The organism is Streptomyces sp. NPDC051172 (assembly GCF_040682555.1).
Taxonomy (GTDB): Bacteria; Actinomycetota; Actinomycetes; order Streptomycetales; family Streptomycetaceae; genus Streptomyces.
Genome location: NZ_JBFBBE010000379.1, coordinates 1 through 1281, shown reverse-complemented (window position 1 = coordinate 1281; position 1281 = coordinate 1). Strand labels below are relative to the sequence as shown.

The following is a 1281-nucleotide window of genomic DNA, read 5'->3' as shown; positions in this document are numbered from 1 at the left end:
CCCCGCTCGGCTCACAGCGAACGAGCGACGCCGGGCGTTACGCTGTGGTTCCCATCACATCCGACTCCCCTCGGAGGCCCGTCGTGACCCTCACCCTGCCCGCCCGTCTCGAGCGCACCGCCGCCGAGCACCCGAACTCCACCGCCCTGATCCTCGGCGAGAACCGCATGACGTACGCCGAGCTGCAGGACCAGTCCCAGCGTCTGGCCGGGCTCATGCGGCAGGAGGGCATCGGCCCCGGGGACCGCGTGGCGCTCATGGTGCCGAACATCCCGGCGTTCCCGGTGGTGTTCTTCGCGGCCCTGCAGCTGGGCGCCGTCGTCGTCCCCATGAACCCGCTGTTCAAGCGCCGCGAGATCGAGTACTACCTGGAGGACTCGGGCGCGTCGATGCTGTGGTCCGTGCCGTCCGAGGAAGCCGTGGAGGGCGCCCGCGAGCGCGGTGTGCCGCTGCGCACCCTCGGCGAGGACGGCCTCGCCCCGCACCTCGCGGCGAGCCCCGGCCCGGTGACCGAGACCGTCGAGCGGGACCTCGAGGACGACGCCGTCATCCTCTACACCTCCGGCACCACCGGCCGCCCCAAGGGGGCCCAGCTGACCCACCGGAACATGGGCACCAACGCGGACACCGCGGCGGAGACGCTGATCCAGCTCCAGCACGGGGAGACCGTGCTCGGCTGCCTGCCGCTGTTCCACGTCTTCGGCCTCACGTGCGCGCTCATGGCGCCCGTGACGACGGGCGCCAGCCTGGCGTTGATCCCCCGCTTCGATCCCGCCATGGCCGCGCAGACCGTCCGGGAGTGCGCGGTGGACGTGTTCATCGGCGTGCCCACCATGTACGGGGCCGTGCTGGCCGCGGCCAAGGACCATCCGGAGGACCTGGCCAGCCTGCGCCTGGGCGTCTCCGGCGGATCCGCCCTGCCCGTGGAGCTGCTGCGCCGCTTCGAGGCCACCTTCGACTGCGAGATCCTCGAGGGCTACGGCCTGTCCGAGACCTCCCCGGTGGCGTGCTTCAACCATCCGGGCGAGGAGCACCGGCCGGGCTCGATCGGACGCGCCGTCCGCGGGTGCGAGCTGCAGCTGGTGACGCCGGACGGGGCCGTCGTGCCCGAGGGCGACGAGGAGACCCTGGGTGAGGTGTGGATCCGCGGGGAGAACGTGATGAAGGGCTACTGGGGCAAGCCGGAGGCCACCGCCCAGGCCATCACCGAGGACGGCTGGTTCCGCTCCGGCGACCAGGTCACCCAGGACGCGGCCGGCTACATCCAGGTGGTGGACCGCA

Annotated in this window: 1 protein-coding gene; it reads left to right on the top strand. The window is 72.3% G+C overall.

Going from position 1 to position 1281, the window contains the following annotated elements; genetic code table 11:
* Nucleotides 1-83: 83 nt before the first annotated feature.
* Nucleotides 84-1281, top strand: a 1198-nt coding sequence (locus tag AB0N07_RS51275; protein WP_365847902.1) for an AMP-binding protein, incomplete at its 3' end; no start/stop codon positions are given.